Source organism: Pseudanabaena sp. PCC 7367, assembly GCF_000317065.1.
GTDB classification, from domain to species: domain Bacteria; phylum Cyanobacteriota; class Cyanobacteriia; order Pseudanabaenales; family Pseudanabaenaceae; genus Thalassoporum; species Thalassoporum mexicanum.
Map to the genome: position 1 here is coordinate 3724954 of NC_019701.1, position 16395 is coordinate 3741348.

The window sequence follows — 16395 nt, forward strand, 5'->3', positions numbered from 1 at the left end:
TTCAATAACAGTCTCAGCCTTTCTTGTCTCTTTTTCTACTCCGTCGAACTCACGTGTAACCAACGTAACTACTATGCATAGACTCGATCGGGCTCACACCTATCTAAAACTTCTAAAACTCAAGTCATTTTAATTTTAATTAATGGCTGAGCCGCAGTATATTATGCAAACCTGAGCCCCAGCTTAACTTGAAACTAACTAAATTAAGATAAGATTAGCTAAATCTAAGCCTTAACCCAAACGATAGCCAAAACCACGCACCGTCACCAAATATTTGGGCTCACTTGGTTCTGCTTCTAGCTTCTCACGCAACCAGCGAATATGTACATCCACGGTTTTGCTATCACCCACAAAATCCGCACCCCACACTTTTTCCAATAACTGCTCCCGCGACCACACCCGTCGGGGATGGCTCATGAACAATTCTAGAATCCGAAACTCCTTGGGCGAGAGATTCACCTCTCCACCACGCACCATCACCCGACATTCCTGGGGATACATGGTAATATCACCAACCCTGAGCACGCTCGGTTCCTGGGCTTGATAATTCAATCGCCGCCGCCGCATCAGTGCATTGCAACGTGCTACTAACTCGCGGATACCAAATGGCTTGCTTAAGTAATCATCGGCACCGACTTCCAGGCCAACAATCCGATCGCCTTCTGTACCCTTGGCGCTAACCATCAGCACTGGAAGATTGCTACCATCTTTGCGAATAATCCGGCATAGATCCAAGCCACTGACATAGGGCAGCATCACATCCAGCACAATTAGATCGATATGCTCATTTCGCTGGGTCATTCCCAGGGCACTGTAGCCATCTTCGGCGATCAAAACTTCGTAGCCTTCGTCTTTGAGCGCTAGGGCGATCGTTTCGCGGATGATCGCTTCGTCTTCAACTACTAGGACAGCACCTAATGATGTTCCAGGCTGTGTTTTACTTAATTCAGGAGACAACATATTTGTTGTAAAAATATGGCGGGTGGATTTAATTTATTTACGTTTGCTGAGCCACGCTAATTTTAACACTGTAGGTTGCTGAGTAAAGTTGTATTTAGGTTTAAAGGTATAGGTTTATACAGAAATCATGAGATTTGGTGATCTTGCATCTGTCGAGACAGGTTTTGGCAAATATTCATCATCAAAATGCTTAAAACCACTGCTCATATTATTGTGCTCTGACGATCTGACGATCGTTGTTCTTGGTTCTTAAGGAGCTGATTGAAAATTGAAAGGATCTCAGGCAATTAACCATGAGATCCCCAAATTAATAATTAATATTGAGTAATCGCCCTATCAATGGCGATCGCACTGTCGAAAGCGATCAATCTACTTACCAGCAGCCGTGGGCATACCCAACAGATCCTCGATCTTGGGCATATCCTCCAGCGGGATTACTCGCCCTTCATCCTCAAACCCAGCGATCTGGTCGAAGTTCAAATAGCGGTAGAGATCGCCCGCAAACGGGTTGATCTTGTTGGCCACGATCTCCATATATTCAGCCACGGTGGGAATGCGTCCCAACAGCGCACAGACCGCCGACAACTCCGCCGATCCCAGATAGACTCTGGCTCCCTTGCCCATGCGATTGTTGAAGTTGCGGGTCGAGGTGGACATCACCGTTGCCCCATCGGCCACCCGCGCCTGATTACCCATACACAAGCTGCAACCAGGCACCTCAGTTCTGGCTCCAGCCGCCGCAAACGCACTATAAACCCCCTCTTCCTTAAGTTGATATTCATCCATCCTGGTCGGTGGGCAAATCCACAATCGCACCTCAGCCGGGGGCTCATTCTCCATCACCTTAGCCGCGGCGCGATAATGGCCAATATTGGTCATACAGGAACCAATAAACACCTCATCAATGCGATCGTTCTCGACCTCCGAGAGCAACTTCACATTGTCGGGATCATTGGGAGCAGCCACGATCGGTTCTTTGATTTCATTCAAATCAATCTCAATCACTTCTGCATATTCGGCATCAGCATCAGCCTCCATCAAGACAGGATTGGCTAACCATTCCTCCATTTTGGCCACCCGCCGCATGATCGTTTTGGCATCCTGATAGCCCCGCGCCACCATATTTTTCAGCAGTGCTACATTGGATTGCAAATACTCCGCGATCGTTTCTTGGCTCAGCTTGATCGTGCAGCCGGCACAGGATCGCTCTGCCGTGGCATCGGTTAGCTCAAAGGCTTGTTCCACCTTGAGATCGGGCAATCCTTCGATCTCCATAATCCGGCCGGAAAACACATTCTTTTTATTTTGCTTCTCGACCGTGAGCAAACCTTTCTGGATCGCCACATAGGGGATCGCATTGACAATATCCCGCAGCGTGACACCGGGTTGCAATTCACCCTTGAACTTAACCAGAACTGACTCTGGCATATTCAATGGCATCACCCCCAGGGCGGCGGCAAACGCCACCAGGCCGGAACCTGCCGGGAACGAAATCCCCAACGGGAAACGGGTATGGGAATCGCCACCGGTACCCACTGTATCCGGCAATAACATCCGATTCAGCCAGGAATGGATAATTCCATCACCAGGGCGTAAGGCCACCCCAGCACGGGTCGAAAAGAAGTCAGGCAGATCGCGGTGGGTTTTTACATCGGTTGGCTTGGGATAGGCGGCAGTATGGCAAAAACTTTGCATCACCAGATCGGCACTGAAGCCCAAACAGGCTAATTCCTGGAGTTCATCGCGGGTCATCGGGCCAGTGGTATCCTGCGATCCCACCGTGGTCATGATTGGCTCACAGGCAGTACCAGGACGCACCCCGGCCACCCCACAGGCCTGTCCCACCATTTTTTGTGCCAACGTGTAACCCTTGCCCGTATCCGTTGGGGCGATCGGGCGAGTGAAGACATCACTAACCGGTAGATCGAGCGCGAGCCTGGTTTTGTCGGTGAGGCTACGGCCAATAATCAAAGGAATCCGGCCACCAGCACGCACCTCATCGGCGATCGTCTCTGGGGTGAGGGTGAAGCTGGCCAACTCTGCACCGGATTCGGCATCGGTGATTTTGCCAGCATGGGGATGAATTTTGATCATCATGCCCGTTTCCAGCTTGCTAACATCGCACTGGATCGGCAAAGCACCAGCATCTTCGGCAGTGTTAAAGAAAATTGGCGCGATCGCACCGCCAATAATTACGCCACCAGCGCGCTTATTGGGAATAAAGGGAATATCGTGGCCAATGTGCCAGAGAAGCGAATTGATCGCCGATTTACGGGATGAACCAGTACCGACCACATCACCCACAAACGCCACAGTGTGGCCAGCGGCGCGCAGTTCAGCAATTTTGTCGATCGCACCAGGATCAAGGCTCTCCAGCATACTCAAGGCATGAAGCGGAATATCTGGCCGGGAGAAGGCCTGTGCGGCAGGAGAAAGATCGTCGGTGTTAATCTCGCCATCCACCTTGTAAACCGCAACGGTAATTTCCTCCGCCAGGGCTGGTTTGTTGGTAAACCATTCCGCCGCTGCCCAAGAGTCAATTACCTGCTTGGCATATTGATTGTCAGCAGCTAATTCTTGCACCTGATTAAAGGCATCAAATACCAGCAAGGTTTTACTCAACGCCTTAGCAGCCTCAACACCCAGAGCAGGATGGGAAAGTAAATCTACCAGAGTCTGCACATTATATCCACCTACCATCGTGCCCAATAGCTCTACGGCCAGAACGGGACTGATTAAGGGTGAGCTAATTTCCCCCTTGGCGATCGCGGTTAAAAAGCCAGCTTTGACATAGGCCGCCTGATCAACTCCCGGCGGAATGCGATCGCGCAACAAATGCATTAAAAAATCTGCTTCCGACTCAGGTGGATTTTTCAACAACTCACAGATTGCCCCAGCCTGAGCAGCAGTGACAGGAAGCGCCGGGATCCCAAGTTTTGCCCGTTGGGCAGCCTCCTCGCGGTAGGCGGATAACACGTCAGACATAACTATTTATCTACCTAATTAATTTCAACAATTCTCAAGATCTAACAATATTTATGGCGTAATTTATGGCGTAGCAGTTTGCGATGCCGTAAGATTTATTACAGATGCATCGCATTAGGGTATTCATCCTAGTAGCATAAGCTGCACAGTTTGAGCTGATTTAGCTTACAGCACTCACATCTGCCATAGAGCCATAAGTCGATCGTAGCTTTTGGTTGAATTGGCTACAAAACACAAGTTAGAAAATAAGAGAACTTTAGTTTTGCACATTTGCATCTAACTAAAGTGTAAAGCAATTACAAATTGTTAAACAACTAGACAGGATCTGGAGGAGTAATTTGAAAAAAGTTGAGGCAATAATTCGTCCTTTCAAGCTAGATGATGTCAAAATTGCTCTAGTTAATGCAGGCATCGTTGGGATGACTGTATCAGAAGTACGTGGCTTCGGTCGCCAAAAGGGGCAAACAGAGCGCTATCGCGGTTCTGAGTACACCGTAGAATTTCTACAAAAGTTAAAAGTAGAAATCGTGGTCGAGGATAACCAAGTCGATATGGTGGTCGAGAAGGTTCTATCTGCTGCCCGCACTGGTGAAATTGGCGATGGCAAGATCTTTATCTCGCCGGTGAATGAGATCATCCGTATCCGTACTGGTGAAAAAGGTCTCGAAGCTGTTTAAATAGCCTTTTGCGGGATAAAAACACTCTGAATACTTGATTTTGTCGGTATTTAGAGCTTGATTCTCACATGTGCATAAACAGGTTATTGATATCGCATTGTCCAAAGAAACCAAATATTTAATTGCTCTTCGGTTCTTGTAACTAGAAGAGTTTTTTATGCTGAATATGATGGAGTGTTGACTTAGCTAAGCGTCTTTTGTGCATTTAGAAGGCGATCGCCTACAAAGCAGTAATAGTCAACGTCGATCGCCAGCAAAAGTTGAGGCTTGGCCATATCTACAAAAAACAAGTGGCCTAAAAGTCACAACAACTAGCTAAATTTTATGCCTGAGATAAATACAAGGATTTCAAAACAAGTTCACATTTATACTCTACTGTTAAAGTAACTATTAAATATGATGGATGCCTGTCCTAATCAAGGCTAGGCGGATTTAGCCGTGTCATGAATGCTTTAAAAATCATCACTTAAGCACAGGAGCATATAGAGTGAATAAGTTTTTTGATGTAGTCAAACCATTAAATTTGGTGGCTACAACTCTGATCGCCTCATCATTAAGTATAAGTATGGGAAGCATTGGCGCAATTCAAGCCCAGGAAACCCAGGATTCGCTCTCCACTGAGCCAGCACCTCAACCGCAAGTGACTCAACCTGAGCCAGATCCAGTAGTTCCACCTGACGATCGCCCCGTCATTCGGGTAGAAAGTTCGCGCGGGACTTGGCCAACTAATGAGGCTCCCTACGATCGCTACATGCGTTTGGGCTATGCGGCGGTTCAGCGCGAAGATCACGATACGGCGGTGCTCTATTTTCGGGCAGCATTATATGAGCGGGCACAAGACAAAGCCGCCACGATCGCCTATTGGAATTCAAAAGACATTATCAATAACGACAATTCATCGCCCCGCACGATCGAACAGGAGTCAACCTACGATCGCTACATGCGGATTGGATATGATGCCACCGAGGATGAGAACTATCAAACTGCACTGATTAATTTCAGAAAGGCACTGGATCAAAAACCCGATGATTACTATGCCACCCAGGCAATTCGTAATATTACTACCTATATTCAGCGCGGTGAGCAAAGAGCAGTTCCGGCTGCCGAAGAACCACTGGATTTTTATGCATTAGAACCACCCTACAATCGCTATATGCGTTTGGGTTATGCTGCTGCGCAACGGAGCGAGAATCGCCAAGCAACCAGATATTTTCGCCTGGCACTGGCGGAACGGCCAAATGATCGCTATGCCACGATCGCCTATTGGAATTCCAAGAATGCAATTCTGGATACCGAAGAAATCACTAGCAGCGATCCGAATACCTCTCGCTACGATCGCTACATGGAAGCTGGTTACGATGCCACGGCCAACGGTAGATATAACGTTGCTTTGGAAAATTTCCAGCAGGCATTGCAGCAAAAGCCCAATGATTTTTATGCGACCCAGGCAGTACGTAATGTCAGTACCTATATCCAGCTAGGTAGCAGCCGCTAAGAATAACTAATTCGATTGAAGTTTGATAGATACTTGTGTTCCTCTCTCTCTCGCCCCAGCAATTGACTTTAAAAGCGAAATTTAAACCCACCTACGACTAAGCCTTAACAAAAATATGTCCATGCAATGCCTATCTTCCCGTTAATTCGTTAGGGGAGGCATTATGATTATGATCTAACAATTTTTTCTTAGTTCTGCTCTATTTGTAACGGCAGTGAATGAATTATCAGAATTTCTGAAAGTTAATGAAATTACGCGTCGCTTTGGTGGCCTGGTGGCGATCGATCGGGTTTCCTTTGCGGTGCAGCAGGGTGAGATTTTTGGCTTAATTGGCCCCAATGGTGCTGGCAAGACCACCTTGTTTAATATTATTACTGGCCTGCTGGAGCCATCGAGCGGCAGCCTTAGCCACGATCGCCAGGATATTACCAAGCTGCGCCCCCACCAGATTGCTGCCAGTGGGATTGCGCGCACGTTCCAAAATATTCGTTTATTTTGTAATCTTTCAGCCCTGGAAAATGTGGCGATCGCCCGCCATGTGCATACCCAGGCTGGGGTATTTTCTGGTGTATTCGGTATAGCCAGGGGCGAAGAAGTAGACACCTACGATCGGGCGATGGAGTTGTTGGAGCTGGTCGGTTTAGCAGATAAGGCCGACCACCAGGCCAACAGTTTTGCCTATGGCGATCAGCGTCGTTTGGAAATTGCCCGTGCCCTAGCCCTAAAGCCTAAGTTATTGCTGCTGGATGAACCGGCGGCAGGTATGAACCCCAACGAAAAGGCCGAGCTAAGCGAATTTATTCGTCAGATCCGCGATCGCCTCAATTTAACTATTTTGCTGATTGAGCATCATGTACCGCTGGTGATGGGTCTGTGCGATCGGATTGCGGTGCTAAATTTTGGTCAGTTAATTGCGCTGGATGCACCGGAGCAGGTTAAAAATAATCCGGCGGTGATTGAGGCATATCTAGGTGAATGAGCAGCGATCGAGATGATTTAAACGAAAAATCTAGAAATAATTACAAATGACTCGTTTTCATCCTGATTCTTGCTGTTAGAGTGTTACAGACTTTTTTATATGATTTTTTAAAAGTATTAGTATGTCTAGATCTAACTGGCATGGTCACTTGGAATTAGAATATGGCAACACCGACCTTGCTACCAAGTTAGTCCATACCCATACCCAGGCTCCGTTTAGGATGCAACGCCCCTTTTATCCTGAAGGCGATCGCATCTGCCACAGCATCATTGTGCACACAGCAGGCGGGGTGGTCGGTGGCGATCGGCTCACCAGTCAAATCAAGCTACAACCCAATACCCATGCTTTAATCACCAATGCAGCGGCAGCTAAGATTTATCGCAGTAATGGCCAAATCGCTGTTCAGGAAACGAAAATTACAGTTGGTGCCGGTGCTTGCCTGGAATGGTTGCCCCAGGAAACGATCGTTTTTGCGGGGGCTGATTATACTCAAAAGCTACGGATCGATTTGGAGCCCAAGGCACTCTGGCTGGGCTGGGATCTAACTAGATTTGGGCGTACCGCCAGGGGTGAGGTATTTTGCCCTGGCCAATGGCGATCGCATTGTGAAATCTGGCAAGCGGGCAAACCAATCTGGTGCGATCGACAACGCCTGGTGGGACAAATGGAATTATTGGAATCTAGCAATGGCCTGGCTCGCAAAGCAATTTTAGGATCGCTCGTCCTGGCGGGGCAACCAGCCAATCCAGAAATAATTGCCCAGATTAAGCAAGCCTGGTTAGCGATCGTGAGTGCCGAACAAAATTTAATTAATTATGCCGATGCCAGCATTCATGATGCAGGGGTAACTAGCACAATTTTGGGATTGGTCTGTCGATATCGCGGTAATTCAAGTCACCTGGCGAAGCAATGGTTTAAGCAAATTTGGCAACTTTTGCGATCGGCATATCTGGAATTACCCGTTTGCCAACCGAGAGTATGGCAGTAGCTTGGCTCTTATTTTTATTTAGATATTATTAAAACCATAAACATAAAACCATAAACATTAAGCCAAGCAAGCTAGATTTAATTCTGAAGTTTGCAGCACCCTAACTAATTGATAACAATTGCCAATTGTTGCTCAGAAAGACGATCGCACCTCCAGATCGAGATATATCGAGATATATTGTAATATCAGCAGTGGTTGAGGAGTAGTGATTGAGGAATAAGGTATGCAGCTATCGCCCCAGGAAAAAGACAAATTATTGATTTTTACTGCTGCCCTGCTGGCAGAACGCCGCAAGGATCGCGGCCTAAAGCTCAATTATCCAGAAGCCGTGGCCTATATTTCGGCAGGGATTTTGGAAGGGGCGCGGGATGGTCGCACGGTAGCAGATTTGATGACCTATGGCACAACATTGCTAAACCGGAATCAGGTAATGGAGGGGATCGCCGAAATGATCCATGAAGTGCAGGTCGAAGCCACCTTCCCCGATGGCACTAAGTTGGTTACGGTGCATGAACCAATTCGTTAATAGAAGTTGTTAGAAATATCAGGCAGAGATAAGCAATTGATTGCCGCTATTAGCTAAGTTCCTAGCAGATCATGGCTGGATTCAGAGGAAATAATCCCACCGCCTTTGAGATCAATCTAGTCAAAATAATTGTTGCCGAGAATACATTTACGCCAAATCACCCATGCTAGCTTAGCCTATGGATCAGTATGCCTGAAGATACAGGATCTCGATGGATACTTGATCAGGCAAGTTTAGCCAGGGCTTCAAGACAATTAGGCGATCGCTCTATAAATATTTTCTAAATTCCAACTGGTTGCATACAAGCTAGGTCATGTGCTGGCAAATGTAATAGTTGAGTTGAAAGTGTACATAGGAACCGATCGCCAGAATTAGGCTCAAGATTAATAAAAGATTAATCGAGCTAATAATATATTGTCTTTAACCAGGTCTTAACTTATCCTAAGCATAATAAATAAGTGTGGAGTGAGATTAATGTTTAAATTGTGGTGTCGAGGACTCCTCAGCATCCCAGTAGGTGCGCTTGGGCTATTGCTATGCCTGGGCAAAACCGCTAATGCTGAATCGATCGATCCGGTTTCCCAACTATCAACTGCCGATCAGTCTATTCAAGCTGATCAAGCTGCAAAAACTACTGAGCAATATGTAGCCCAGCTTAGTGAAGAATCAAGCCAAACCGTGGCTAACCTGGATTACCTGGATCAGGTGCAAAGATATTCCCAGGAAAAGTTCCATTCCAACAATCCAGCCCCCCAGCAGTTATCACAGGTAACTTCCGTTTCCCAGCTAAGTGATGTGCAACCTACCGATTGGGCATTTACGGCCTTGCAATCGCTAGTAGAGCGCTACGGCTGTATTGCTGGCTATCCCGATCGCACCTATCGTGGTCAGCGAGCCATGACCAGGTATGAGTTCGCCGCTGGCTTGAATGCTTGCTTGGACAAAATCAACGAAATTATTTCCTCTGGTTTGGCCGATAAGGTTAGCAAAGAAGACCTGGCTGCGTTGCAAAGACTTCAAGAAGAATTTGCCGCTGAGCTAGCTGCCCTACGTGGCCGTGTTGATGCGCTCGAAGCCAAGACCGCCCAACTCGAAGCCCAGCAATTTTCTACCACCACCAAGTTAAGTGGGTTGGCATTCTTTAACCTGACTGGTGCCACCGGTAGCGATATCCGCCGAGAGATCGGTAGTCGTGATGCCTTTGGTAATCCCATCAGTGAGATCGTTGAGAACGACCCGAATCTTACCTTCAGTGGTTTGGTCTGGTTAGATCTCAAAACCTCGTTCACTGGTGATGATTTATTAACCACTCAGCTTGCGGCTGGTAATGGTACTTCCCCTGCTAATGTTTATGTGTCGGCAGGTAAGTTTAACTCCGATGGTACGCCATACTTTGACCAGACCTCTGGTTCGGCAGCGAATGAGTTTGTTTTGCGCGAATTGTCCTACAGCTTCCCTGTATTTGGTGGCAAGTCGCGGATTGTGGTCGGGCCCCGGGTTAATTTCTATAAGTATTTTGAAGCCAATCGCTTCACCCTCTTGTTTAATGGTGTTAGCAGCTTCAACGCGATCGATAGTACCTTCTTGAGCATCGTCAATCGTGGTGCTGGTGCAGTGTGGCTGCAACCTCTGGGTGATAAGTTTGACTTCCACCTTGGTTATTTGGCCGAAAGCAACGAGTTCTTTACCTCCAACTCGGCTTCCAATCCCGATGAAGGGTTGTTTGGTGGTACCAACATTCTGGCCGCAGAATTGACCTTCAAGCCCTCTGAAAAGTTTAACCTCCGCTTTATCTATGCTCGCACCAACATTCAGGCTCGTGATGGCTTGGTCAGTGGTGAACCGATTCGCGGTTTGGCCGATGATGGCTTTGGTGGTGCAGTTAATAACTCCCAGTCCAACACCTATGCGGTCAATATGGATTGGTTGATTACTGATCGCTTTGGTGTATTCGGTCGTTATGGCTTCACCGACACCAACATCAACCCCAGCGATGGCGCGGTGCCCAAGGGGAATCTAGAAGCTCAAGCATTCCAAGTTGGTTTCGCCTTACTTGATTTGTTCAAAGATGGTGCTAGAGGCACAGTCTCATTCTTGATGCCCTATGACATCACCAGTGGGCGCGAGAATCTAGTTTCTGGCGGTGGTGATGGTAGCACTTCCTATGAGTTGGAAGCTGCTTACTATCTGCCTTTGACCAAAAATATTGCCATTATTCCTAATGTTCAATACATCTGGAATTTCAACAACTTCTCTGGTAATGATGTGTTCGTAGGTAATCTGCGCACTCAGTTCAATTTCTAGGGTTTTAGTTGAATCATCGAATCATTGGCAATCTGTTGTCAATCGGTTATCTGCTTTTTGAGTTAGAGCGATCGCTATACAAACTAATTTTGTGGTTTCGTGAATCTAGCGATCGCTTCACTTAAATATGAATTCAATAAATTACCTCACATAAATGACAGCTTGTCTGTCAATAGCTAAGACATTTGTAGGGCAGGGGATTGAGAGATCTCCTGCTTTTAATTTTGACCTAGGCATAGCTGTTTCCTAAATTCACTAGCGATCGCGCAGAACATGATCCAGAACTGGTATATATTGAGAGAATTAAATGATCGCAATTTCTCTGACAGACTTAAGCAGCTAGCCAAAGGAGAGTTGCTCGCTTCCAAGCATCAATTAAGTTAACTTAGTTGTAAACATTCTCGACAAAATCAAACTAGTTAAGCAATATGATCCCAGGCGAACTAATTACGGCAGCAGGCGAGATTGAATTAAATGCTGGGCGCGAAACTACCACGCTGATGGTGGCAAATACTGGCGATCGACCAATTCAGGTTGGTTCCCATTTTCATTTTTTTGAAGCGAATCCAGCCCTTGAGTTTGAACGCGATCGCGCCAGGGGAATGCATTTAGATATTCCGGCGGGAACGGCAATCCGGTTTGAGCCCGGCGATCAGAAAGAAATCACCCTGGTTCCCTATGTGGGCAGTCGTGAGGTATATGGCTTTAATGGCTTGATTAATGGGGCTTTGTAAGCCTGGTTGGGTAAAAATCGAGAATAAAGAGGAGTTAGAAGCACAATGAGCTATCGCATGAATCGCCGCGCCTATGGCGACACCTATGGCCCCACGGTGGGCGATCGCCTCCGGTTAGCCGATACCGAACTATTTATTGCCGTAGAGCGTGACTACACCACCTATGGCGATGAAGTTAAATTTGGTGGCGGTAAGGTGATTCGTGATGGCATGGGACAATCCACGATCGATCGGGCTGGTGGGGCAGTTGACGTGGTGATTACCAACGCCCTAATTCTGGATTGGTGGGGCATAGTCAAAGCAGATGTGGGGATTAAGGATGGTCGGATTGTGGCGATCGGTAAGGCTGGGAATCCCCATATTCAAGACAACATCGATATTATTATTGGCCCTAGCACCGAAGCGATCGCTGGCGAAGGTAAGATTCTGACCGCCGGTGGGATCGATAGCCACATTCACTTCATTTGTCCGCAACAGATTGAAACTGCGATCGCCTCTGGGATCACTACCATGCTTGGAGGCGGCACGGGCCCGGCCACGGGTACAAATGCGACTACCTGCACGCCTGGTGCTTGGAATATTCACCGCATGTTGCAGGCAGCGGAAGCCTTTCCAATGAATCTAGGTTTCCTGGGCAAAGGGAACAGTAGTCAACCCTCTGGATTGGCGGAACAGGTGGAAGCAGGGGCAATGGGTCTCAAGCTCCATGAAGATTGGGGCACGACTCCTGCGGCGATCGATACCTGCCTGAGTGTGGCCGATCAATACGATGTGCAGGTGGCAATCCATACCGATACTTTGAACGAAGCGGGGTTTGTGGAACAGACGATCGCCGCCTTTAAAAATCGCGTCATTCATACCTACCATACCGAGGGAGCCGGTGGTGGTCATGCGCCAGATATTATTAAGGTTTGTGGTGAAGCGAATGTGTTGCCTTCTTCTACCAATCCAACCCGACCCTATACCCTCAATACCCTGGATGAGCATTTAGACATGCTGATGGTCTGCCACCATCTCGATCCTGCTATTCCCGAAGACGTTGCCTTTGCGGAGTCGCGGATTCGCAGAGAAACGATCGCCGCTGAGGATATTTTGCACGATCTGGGGGCATTCAGCATGATTGCCTCTGATTCCCAGGCCATGGGTCGCGTCGGCGAAGTAATTATTCGCACCTGGCAAACTGCCCACAAAATGAAGGTGCAACGGGGGCAATTATCAGCAGATACGCAGGCCAATCATCAGGCCGATAATTTCCGCGCCAAGCGCTATATCGCCAAATACACGATTAACCCCGCGATCGCCCATGGCATTGCTAATCATGTGGGCTCGATCGAGGTTGGCAAGCTGGCTGACCTTTGTTTGTGGCATCCGGCCTTCTTTGGGATCAAGCCAGACCTGGTGCTAAAAGGCGGCATGATTGCCTGGGCACAAATGGGTGATGCCAATGCCAGTATTCCTACCCCGCAACCAGTTCATATGCAGCCGATGTTTGCTAGTTTTGGCGGCGCGATCGCGGCAACCAGCCTCACCTTTGTTTCTCAGGCGGCGCTTGAGAAGGATATTCCCAATCAAATTAAACTCAATAAAACCGCCGTGGCTGTGGCTAACAACCGTCAGATCGGCAAGCAAGATATGAAGCTGAATGATGCCTTACCAAAAATCGAAGTCGATCCAGAAACCTATGAAGTAAGGGCAGATGGCGAACTATTGATCTGCGAACCTGCTACCCTTTTGCCCATGGCACAGCGCTATTTCTTGTTCTAACAATCTCCACTAAAAACACTATGCATCTGCGATATCAGTAGGCTCAGCAGAGCTAGAACTAGACAATAGTTCCGTATGCCCACGGCGCTCCGCCCAACTTTTGGCAGAATTATAATTAGCCATTGCCCGTTGTGAAATTGCAGTCAGGCTAATCCGGCCATCTTTAGGTTTATAAGTACCATCTTTCACCATCCCCTTAACCGCCTCGTAGGCCTCATCAAGGCGCTCATCCGCCGCACCAACAATCCCCTGGGTATGTCCTTCACGGTTTTCTGTACTAAGCGATCGGGTAATTGCATCCTGGGCGCGATACTGCCGCCCTTCCACTGTAATTTGTTCAACGCTTAGGCCACTAATTTCCGCCGCTTTATTCACCAACGCCGCCTCGGTCATTTCCACCTTATCTTCGGTGATTTCCAGGGCTTCCTTGACCTGATCTAATTTCTTAGAACTGCGAAACCAATGTTGGTTATGTTGATCATCAAGTGGCACACATGCTCCAGCAAGATAAGCTTCGACTGCTTTTGTAATCAAGTCTGGTCGTGATTGCCCTTCGCCCAAAGCCGCATCGATCCTTTCGAGTAGCTCATAAGCAAGCCTGACAGTTCCAGTTTTGGACATCAGCCTCAACCCAAATTATTAACTAGACGATAATACAACTAAGTTGTAGCCTTAACCCTATTAAAGTTATTTATATAAAGCAATACGATGTAATTATCCCGCATAAACGGGGATCTGTACATTCTCAAATATTTTGGTCAATCCGTCTAGTGGCCAACAAAACAACAAAATAGCTGCCACAGCCAGATTCAGCCATAGCAGCATCATAAAAATTCGTAAGAAATGTAAACAATGATACAAGTTATCTGCAACTTTTAAGGACAGGTGACGATCGCCCCTAAATTGCCCCTATGCAAAGCCTAATTGCGCAAAGTCCCCAGTTGACTACCGATGGCCCAAGCTCAGAAGTAAACAGCAATAGCAGGCAAAAAAGGTTAGCAAACAAGTAGCAATAATTCTCCAGTTTTTTGAAAAGAGTGGAGTATGAATTGCTGGGTTGATAAAACGTATCGATCGCACTGGTTAAAAAATTATCGTTGCGATGTAGATAATTCGCAAATGCATAATTGTCAAAGCTATCTAAGGCCAAAACCAAACTTTTTTCCATCTATTCACCTCCTTGAGCAAGCAGTCTTAATTTCTATCTATAGAATACTACAACTAGTTTGTAGTTGCAAGCATTTTGAACTATTAATTTACTGCTATTTCTGGGCATTTGTATTATGGAATACACAATGCATTGGTAATATGTTTGTATGTCAACTATTCATGACTTAGCGACAGATCAATAATGCTGCTCCAGCTTGGTTTAGATAGTTCTGATCATGATAAATAGCAATCCCATTAGCCCCTTGCTTACTCACATTTGCAGCCTAATATCTTAATATCTATGGGCTCGTAAAGTGTCGATGCAACTTTATTAAAGTGATTTAACCACTAATGCATCTTTGCATAATTTTTTATGGACAAATATCTGGAAAATTTTGTCTCTTGTCTGATATCTTACTGACGACGGCACCAACCCAATATGTAAGCGCGATCGCCAATATATCTAGATATCTAGCTGCTAAAATTGACCACCATTGATCGCAACAAGGCATCTGTCCAAATCGCAGCCAAAGGATAACAGAGCACACTGAGTTATTTAAAGCAGGATCTGGCTATGACCTAAATTAACCTTAAGCTTTAACTTGCAGCATGCGCATCATGTTAATAGTGGGATTGTAGTTAAGTTATATGTTGATCTACCCAGGATGGTGAAGCTATTAATCTGTCAAATTATTATTGATAGATAGTATTTTGATAAAGCTCTTAACATGCAAGTATTTCAAAATATGGCTGCTCATCATGATGAAATTGACATAGTGCCATGTATCTCTATGTTTTGGTTTGAACACTGTTAGGTTTGTTGGGGTTTTAGCTTACAATTTCTATTCAATACCTGGCAAAGTGATTAGAAGGAGGAAGATGAAATGACGATCGCCAGCTTCTCAGATTTTGTTGACCCCGTAGCTAAGCTACTCAGCTATGGCGAATGCCAGGATATGAATTACCAGAAACTGGCGGACTATGGCAAAGAATTTGGCATCACCACAGAGCACATTCCAGAGCTAATTCAGTTGGCACTGACCCGAAATAATCCTCAATTCAAACCCCAAAAGCTGGAAGCATGGGGGGCGGTTCATGCCTGGCGGGTTCTGGCGCAATTAGAAGCCAAAGCAGCGATCGTGCCCTTATTAGACCTATTCGATCGCTCTACAACTGATGAATGGGTTGATGAGGAAATGCCTCAGGTTTATGCCGCGATTGTGCTTAAGCATGAAGATGAAGTCTTTACCGCTCTCAGTGGCTATCTAGCAGATACCAGCAATTCCGATCATGGTCGCGTCACGGCAATGGAATGCTTCCTGGCGATCGGCCAAAAACACTTAACCCTCAATGATAAGAGCATTGCTGCCCTAACTACCCAACTAGAAAAATACAAGCAAAATAGCATCGACCTGAACAGTTATCTGGTGGATGATCTAATTCAATTAGCTGCCGAAAGCGCGGCACCAGTAGTGAAAAAAGCCTATGATGCTGGCCGAGTCGATCCGATCGTCGTGGGCGATTGGGAGGAATTAGAATATGCCTTTGGCCTCAAGGAACCGCCGCCAATGTCTGAAGAAGACAAGTTCCATATTCGCGGCATTCTTGATAGCTTAGAGAAGTTGACTGGCGCAGGAGGCAGCGATCGACCTCTTAGCGATGAAGAAATGATGCGGATGGCTGGGGAATATAATCCAGCGATGATGCCAGGGGGAATGAGCAAATCCCAAAAATCGGCCAAGCAAAAAACAAAAAATAAACTGGCGAAACAATCGCGCCAGAAGAATCGAGCCAAGAAGAAGAAAAAAAAGAAAAAATGAGCCTGGCTGGGTTT

General features: G+C 46.7%; 12 protein-coding genes. 9 read left to right on the forward strand and 3 right to left on the reverse strand.

Going from position 1 to position 16395, the window contains the following annotated elements:
- Positions 1-231: 231 nt before the first annotated feature.
- A complete protein-coding gene (locus tag PSE7367_RS14805; RefSeq protein WP_015166166.1) occupies positions 232-960 on the reverse strand; it encodes a response regulator transcription factor in 729 nt (242 codons plus the stop codon).
- Between the two features lie 369 nt (positions 961-1329).
- A complete protein-coding gene (gene acnB, locus PSE7367_RS14810; RefSeq protein ID WP_015166167.1) occupies positions 1330-3945 on the reverse strand; it encodes a bifunctional aconitate hydratase 2/2-methylisocitrate dehydratase in 2616 nt (871 codons plus the stop codon).
- 338 nt (positions 3946-4283) lie between these two features.
- Between acnB and PSE7367_RS14815 the strand changes: the two genes are divergently transcribed.
- The 8 genes from PSE7367_RS14815 (at position 4284) to ureC (ending at position 13412) form a co-directional block, all read left to right on the forward strand.
- Positions 4284-4622 (forward strand): P-II family nitrogen regulator, encoded by a 339-nt coding sequence (locus PSE7367_RS14815; protein ID WP_015166168.1) that lies wholly within the window; start codon positions 4284-4286, stop codon positions 4620-4622.
- A gap of 487 nt (positions 4623-5109) precedes the next feature.
- Positions 5110-6117 (forward strand): tetratricopeptide repeat protein, encoded by a 1008-nt coding sequence (locus PSE7367_RS14820; RefSeq protein ID WP_015166169.1) that lies wholly within the window; start codon positions 5110-5112, stop codon positions 6115-6117.
- Positions 6118-6331: 214 nt separating this feature from the next.
- Positions 6332-7096, forward strand: a complete 765-nt coding sequence (locus tag PSE7367_RS14825; RefSeq protein ID WP_015166170.1) for an ABC transporter ATP-binding protein — start codon at positions 6332-6334, stop codon at positions 7094-7096.
- Positions 7097-7217: 121 nt separating this feature from the next.
- Positions 7218-8084 (forward strand): urease accessory protein UreD, encoded by an 867-nt coding sequence (locus PSE7367_RS14830; RefSeq protein ID WP_015166171.1) that lies wholly within the window; start codon positions 7218-7220, stop codon positions 8082-8084.
- A gap of 223 nt (positions 8085-8307) precedes the next feature.
- Positions 8308-8610: an urease subunit gamma gene (ureA, locus tag PSE7367_RS14835; protein ID WP_015166172.1), complete on the forward strand. Its 303-nt coding sequence runs from the start codon at positions 8308-8310 to the stop codon at positions 8608-8610.
- 474 nt (positions 8611-9084) lie between these two features.
- Complete coding sequence (locus PSE7367_RS14840; RefSeq protein ID WP_015166173.1) at positions 9085-10914, forward strand: iron uptake porin; 1830 nt, start codon at positions 9085-9087, stop codon at positions 10912-10914.
- Positions 10915-11342: 428 nt separating this feature from the next.
- A complete protein-coding gene (locus tag PSE7367_RS14845) occupies positions 11343-11648 on the forward strand; it encodes an urease subunit beta (protein WP_015166174.1) in 306 nt (101 codons plus the stop codon).
- 45 nt (positions 11649-11693) lie between these two features.
- A complete protein-coding gene (gene ureC / locus PSE7367_RS14850; RefSeq protein WP_015166175.1) occupies positions 11694-13412 on the forward strand; it encodes an urease subunit alpha in 1719 nt (572 codons plus the stop codon).
- A gap of 18 nt (positions 13413-13430) precedes the next feature.
- Here the strand turns inward: ureC and PSE7367_RS14855 are convergent, their stop codons facing one another.
- Positions 13431-14033 (reverse strand): hypothetical protein, encoded by a 603-nt coding sequence (locus PSE7367_RS14855; RefSeq protein WP_015166176.1) that lies wholly within the window; start codon positions 14031-14033, stop codon positions 13431-13433.
- A gap of 1412 nt (positions 14034-15445) precedes the next feature.
- Between PSE7367_RS14855 and PSE7367_RS14865 the strand changes: the two genes are divergently transcribed.
- Positions 15446-16381 carry a hypothetical protein gene (locus PSE7367_RS14865; RefSeq protein ID WP_015166178.1) on the forward strand — a complete coding sequence of 312 codons (936 nt, stop codon included), beginning with the start codon at positions 15446-15448 and terminating at the stop codon, positions 16379-16381.
- Positions 16382-16395: the final 14 nt, after the last annotated feature.